Genomic DNA, 5,075 nt, shown 5'->3' on the forward strand with positions numbered 1-5,075 from the left:
GCGTTTTTAACGCTGCGTCGCTGTCGCTCCTTGTTCTTCCCGAGGATTTTCGAGTGTCATCAGCGGACAATCCTGCAGGGATAAGTGGCGAAGCCACCCGACGCGTACTCACCTTAAGCCTCACGGGTTCGTGAATACAACAACGTTATGTGACATTCAACAAGGTCATTTAGATTCTTGGGAGGTCTTCTGATTTAATGAAATATGATAGATGGAAAGAAAGTGAAGACTATAAATTAAATAGACAAAGAAGAAAAGTAAAGAGAGCGTTTATAGTGTTTCTAATATTACTTCTAGTTATCTTGATATCGTTTATTACTTTGGGACTTAATTTTACAAAAAATATTTTTAGAGATTTATGTGGAATAACTAATTGTTAGAAGATAAATTATGGATAATTTATATACAACCAATGAAATTCCAAATTAAGGATATTTAAGTGATTTAAATTGATGAAAGAACCCTGCGAACCGCCCCGTCAGGGATTAAGGCTCTCGAGTTCATGAATACAAGAACGCTAGACGAAATTTCCTTGAAATCGAGGTGAAGTACTTGCAATGGAGCAAGATGAAAGAACAACTTGAATCAAAACTATGCGAATCTCTTAAAGATCGAGTCAAATTCAATAGTACAAGATATAGGAGATCTCACGATGGGGTTGGAAGATCGTGGGTCACTTTTGATAATGAAATCATTCATGATTTTTGTACTGTTAAGTTGAGATATAAATTTAATACGACAGCAAATAGGATACGAGAAAAAACTAATTCTCTAGATTGGAGAGATCCAGACCAGGAGAAAGCGTATTATGAAGCGTATAATATCGCGGATAAAGAAATGGAGATACAAGGTATGCATAATCAATTTGAATTTTATAAAGCAATCGAAGAATACTTACATCTATCGATTGATGAAGCCATGAAATCACAAAATACTATAATTAAAGCTATATCTTGGTTTGATAAGAGATTAGGTAAGAGAAGACTAAGAAGTACTGAAGCAGATAGTAACATAATAGTGAATAAATTTAGGAATATAAGACTTAAAGTTGAAGGTTTAATTGATGATGAGGGGAACTTCGTCTAACAACGTATCTAAGCACCGAGCCGTGCGGCCCTTGGTCTGCAAGAGGCATTTCGTGGAACTCAGCAGACAACCCTGCGAGGCTGCTAAGTCCGTTGGACCCAGTCGCACACTTCTTTAAGCTTTTCGGGTTCGTAGATATAGCAACGTTAACTGAAATTCATGCAATTCATTAAGAGCGAGGGCAAAGTCAATGCAGCGAAAAAATATAATAACTCTCAAAAATATCTCCATGGCGTTTCTATTATTTTATACAGTTCTGTGCTTAGTGATTACAGTGACAAATAATAAGGCTTTTGATTTTGCTTACTATAGATTTAATCCAAATGTGGAAAAAATACATGTAGAGTTACAAGTCACGACTGGACCAATGTATTATTTGGATGATACTAAATCAATAGAAACCCTAAAAAAGATATACCCTGAAATAGATACATATGACATTGAATTGAAAGGAGAAACACCTTATAAAAATGCTGATGATCCTGCAGAAATTGGAGATCTCACAGTATATGGGAAGTTCAATGGAGTAACAGACGAATATAAAGGTATTGGATACGGAGAAATACCAGTTTTTGAAGTCAAGTATTATGACGATTTATACTATTTATTGAATGAAGTGTTATCTTCGCCGCTATTACTATTTACTATAATGACATCACCCATTGTTGTAATTATTTTACTATGTTATAGTATTTATTTTTCTAAAAAAGCAATTCTCGAAATAATCAAACGAACAGTAGGAAGTTTCTAGAAGTAGGCATGGGTATCAAATAAACCAGCTAATCACAGTCAAGTCCTAGGAGGATAGAAGCATAGTGGATTAGGGAGCGACAATAAGTTGCGGAGACAATGCATTACAAGATCACATATTGATTATTGATTTTAAAAGAGAATAAATCGAAGAAATCAACTTAAATCGATAAGATCTAGGGTTGTCTGTTTGCTCCGAAGCTAGATCCACCATCGGTCGCGTGGGGCTCCCTTAAGGCTCTCTCGGGATTGTACATTAGAAATTTCAACAGCCAGGCCGTAAGTCAGCGGGTTATCCGATGATTTACGGCTTTTCATGTTATCCATAATAATGAACATTGAACAAAGTATTGATTAATACAATTATAAATAGATACTCAGTTTTTTTGTAAGCGCTTAACTAATTATATTGAATAATTTCACAAAATACATCCAAAAGACTGGAGGTGGCTTTGCATGAAGCTTTTGGCCGCTGTAACCGTTCCGAGCGTCAGACGTCACAAGAAGAAACGCTGGCCGCGCATTACCGGAATCATTGTTTTGGTATTCGTTCTTTTGCTTGCCTGCGCTGGGGGATACGTATATTGGTTCGTGAATAAAAGCCTGCCTGTCGTTCAGGGGAAACTCAACATTTCTGGACTAGAAAAGGAAGTGACGGTATGGAGGGATGCTTCCGGCGTTCCGCATATCGAGGCGCAAAACGAACATGATCTCTACATGGCTCAAGGCTATGTAACGGCGCAGGATCGCATGTTCCAGATGGATATGAGCCGAAGGCAGGCTTCCGGACAGCTTAGTGAAGTGGTGGGGGCTAAGGCTATCGACCGCGATAAATTTTTCCGTGCGTTTAGTTTGCGGCGGGCGGCGGAGGTTTCTCTTGGAGCTTACTCAAAAGAGTCCAGACAGGTGCTGCAATGGTATGCGGATGGCGTCAACAATTACATCAAACATGCCAAAGCCGCCAGTTCACTACCGGTCGAATTTGCGATTCTGGGGTATGAACCCGGGGAATGGCAGCCTGTGGACTCCTTGACGATCGGCAAATACATGTCCTATGATCTGGCAGGCAACTGGGAGGGTCAGGCTTTTAGGTACGCAATGGCGCAGAAGCTGTCCACCGAGAAATTTCAGTCGCTTATGCCAACCTATCCGAAGGATGGGGCAATGATCATTCAAGCGTTAAAAGACCAACCGATCGATCTGACAGCACTGGCAGCTACCGCTGTTCCGCGGGATCCATTTAACGGCAGCAATAATTGGGTCGTATCGGGAGAGAAATCGGCATCCGGCAAGCCAATGCTGGCCAATGACCCGCATCTGGGCCTAAGTACGCCGTCCATCTGGTATGAGACGCATCTCTCGGCACCGGAGCTGAAGGTGAGCGGAGTGATTTTTGCGGGCGTTCCAGGGATCATTCTCGGGCATAACGACACGATAGCCTGGGGGGTGACGAATCTAAGTCCGGACGTACAGGATCTCTATATTGAAAAAAGAAACCCGGACAATCCGCATCAATTCGAATATATGGGCAACTGGGAGGATGCCAAGGTTTATCAAGAGGAAATTAAGGTAAAAGGCGAGGCTCCAGTGCCCTATGAAGTTGTCGTGACCCGGCATGGGCCGATTATCTCTGAATTCGCGCATGATCAGCGGCAGGAAACGGCGCTTGCGATGAAATGGACCGCCTTAGATGCAACAACCGAGCTCGAAGCGGTTCAGATGTTCGCGAAAGCGCAGAACTGGGAGGATTTCAAGCAGGCGTTGACACATTTTGAAGCACCTGCTCAAAATTTTGTTTTTGCTTCTACGGATGGCACGATTGCCTACCGTGGGAACGGCCTGATTCCGATCCGCAAAAAAGGCGACGGTTCGGTTCCGGTACCAGGCTGGACGGATGAATATGAGTGGACGGGATATATCCCGTGGGATGAACTGCCCACAACCGTGAATCCAAAGGAAGGGTTTATCGCTACGGCGAACAATAAAGTGATTGGCGACAGCTATCCGTATCATCTAACGGACGTCTGGTCCCAGCCATATCGTGAAGCGCGTATCCAACAGGTGCTGTCTGCCAAGGATAAGCTAACCGTAGAGGATATGAAAAAACTTCAATTTGACCGCCATAACCTTCAGGCAGAAGAGTTTGTTGATGAGTTGATTGCCAAGATCAAAGACTCGCCGGATTTGCGGCAAATCGATCGCGACGTGCTTTCGCTTTTACAAGGATGGAATAAAGTGAATGATCCGGATCAGGCTGCACCGCTTGGCTTTGAGCTGTGGATGCAGGGTTTTGATAATGTGCTATTCAAATCCGAAATCAACGCTGATTTGATGGAGCTGTTTAACAATAAATCGGTTGTTAAGGATGAAATGCTCCGCAGGGCGCTTCAAGGCGAGCGGGAGCCATGGATCGACGAAAAAGGCGGAATCGAGAAGGTGGCGCTGCAGGCATTCCAGCTGGCTGTGGATCAGGCCGTTTCGCTGCAGGGTAAACATCCGGACAAATGGCAATGGGGCAAATTCCATCAGGTGGATTTTGCCCATCCTCTTGGCGCTGTGAAGCCGCTCGATCTGATTTTTAACGCCAAGTCTGTCCCGATGGGCGGCGGCCGTGTCACCGTCGGGGCTGCAGGTTGGGATGCAGAGAGCGGCGAAGTCACCCATGGGGCACCGTGGCGAACGGTCATTGATATGTCCGATCCGACTCACTCGTGGAATGTGGTGGGACCCGGCCAATCCGGACATGTACTGAGCAAGTGGTACCATGACCAAGTAGATGATTGGACTACCGGACAATACCACATCACGAGTATCGAACCGAATGAATACCGAAAGGCAGGAAATGAACTGAAATTAGTGCCGGAATGAGAAAATGAGAAGAAAAACGCGATAGATTCTCCAGACAACACACGACCCAGTCCAAGATAGAGCTATGTAAGGCTGGGTCGTGCGACGCTTACAAGAATACATGGAAAAACCGGCCTTGCGGCCGGCAGGAGTCTATCGGAAAAGGTACCTAGCTCTCAGATGGACATCTTCTGCAAATGCGCTTCGAGCCGGTCAAGATTTTCCTTGGTGTGTAAAGATGCGATTTCCTTGATGGCGTTGAATACGGCTTCATCTTCGAAAAGCTGGCGCATAGTTAATCTGGTTGTGCCGCCAAGATCCTTGAAGGTTGCCGTGAGTTGAAAATGGGGGTCATATAGATACCGCAGCACGATCCGTTCTGGCCCGATTTC

General features: G+C 44.1%; 3 protein-coding genes and 1 pseudogene. 3 read left to right on the plus strand and 1 reads right to left on the minus strand.

Translation table 11 applies throughout. The annotated features are described in order from the left end of the window. The first annotated feature begins 552 nt into the window (after positions 1-552). The 3 genes from BBG47_RS27015 to BBG47_RS27025 all read left to right on the plus strand — a co-directional run bounded on the left by BBG47_RS27015 (position 553) and on the right by BBG47_RS27025 (position 4,704). Positions 553-1,086 carry an SF0329 family protein gene (locus tag BBG47_RS27015; protein WP_065294321.1) on the plus strand — a complete coding sequence of 178 codons (534 nt, stop codon included), beginning with the start codon at positions 553-555 and terminating at the stop codon, positions 1,084-1,086. Between the two features lie 190 nt (positions 1,087-1,276). Beyond that, entirely contained in the window at positions 1,277-1,837 is a 561-nt protein-coding gene (locus BBG47_RS27020; RefSeq protein ID WP_065294322.1) for a hypothetical protein, read from the plus strand. Between the two features lie 455 nt (positions 1,838-2,292). Then, positions 2,293-4,704 carry a penicillin acylase family protein gene (locus BBG47_RS27025; RefSeq protein WP_065294323.1) on the plus strand — a complete coding sequence of 804 codons (2,412 nt, stop codon included), beginning with the start codon at positions 2,293-2,295 and terminating at the stop codon, positions 4,702-4,704. 155 nt (positions 4,705-4,859) lie between these two features. Here the strand turns inward: BBG47_RS27025 and BBG47_RS27030 are convergent. After that, positions 4,860-5,075: pseudogene (locus BBG47_RS27030) on the minus strand (SRPBCC domain-containing protein); the annotation flags it as partial.

Source organism: Paenibacillus sp. KS1 (assembly GCF_001680695.1).
Lineage (GTDB): Bacteria > Bacillota > Bacilli > Paenibacillales > Paenibacillaceae > Paenibacillus_B > Paenibacillus_B suaedae.

What these genes read in the sequence shown, in the direction of transcription:
- BBG47_RS27020 (WP_065294322.1), top strand. Translation starts at nt 1,277, where the DNA reads ATGCAGCGAAAAAATATAATAACTCTCAAAAATATCTCCATGGCGTTT.
- BBG47_RS27025 (WP_065294323.1), top strand. Translation starts at nt 2,293, where the DNA reads ATGAAGCTTTTGGCCGCTGTAACCGTTCCGAGCGTCAGACGTCACAAG.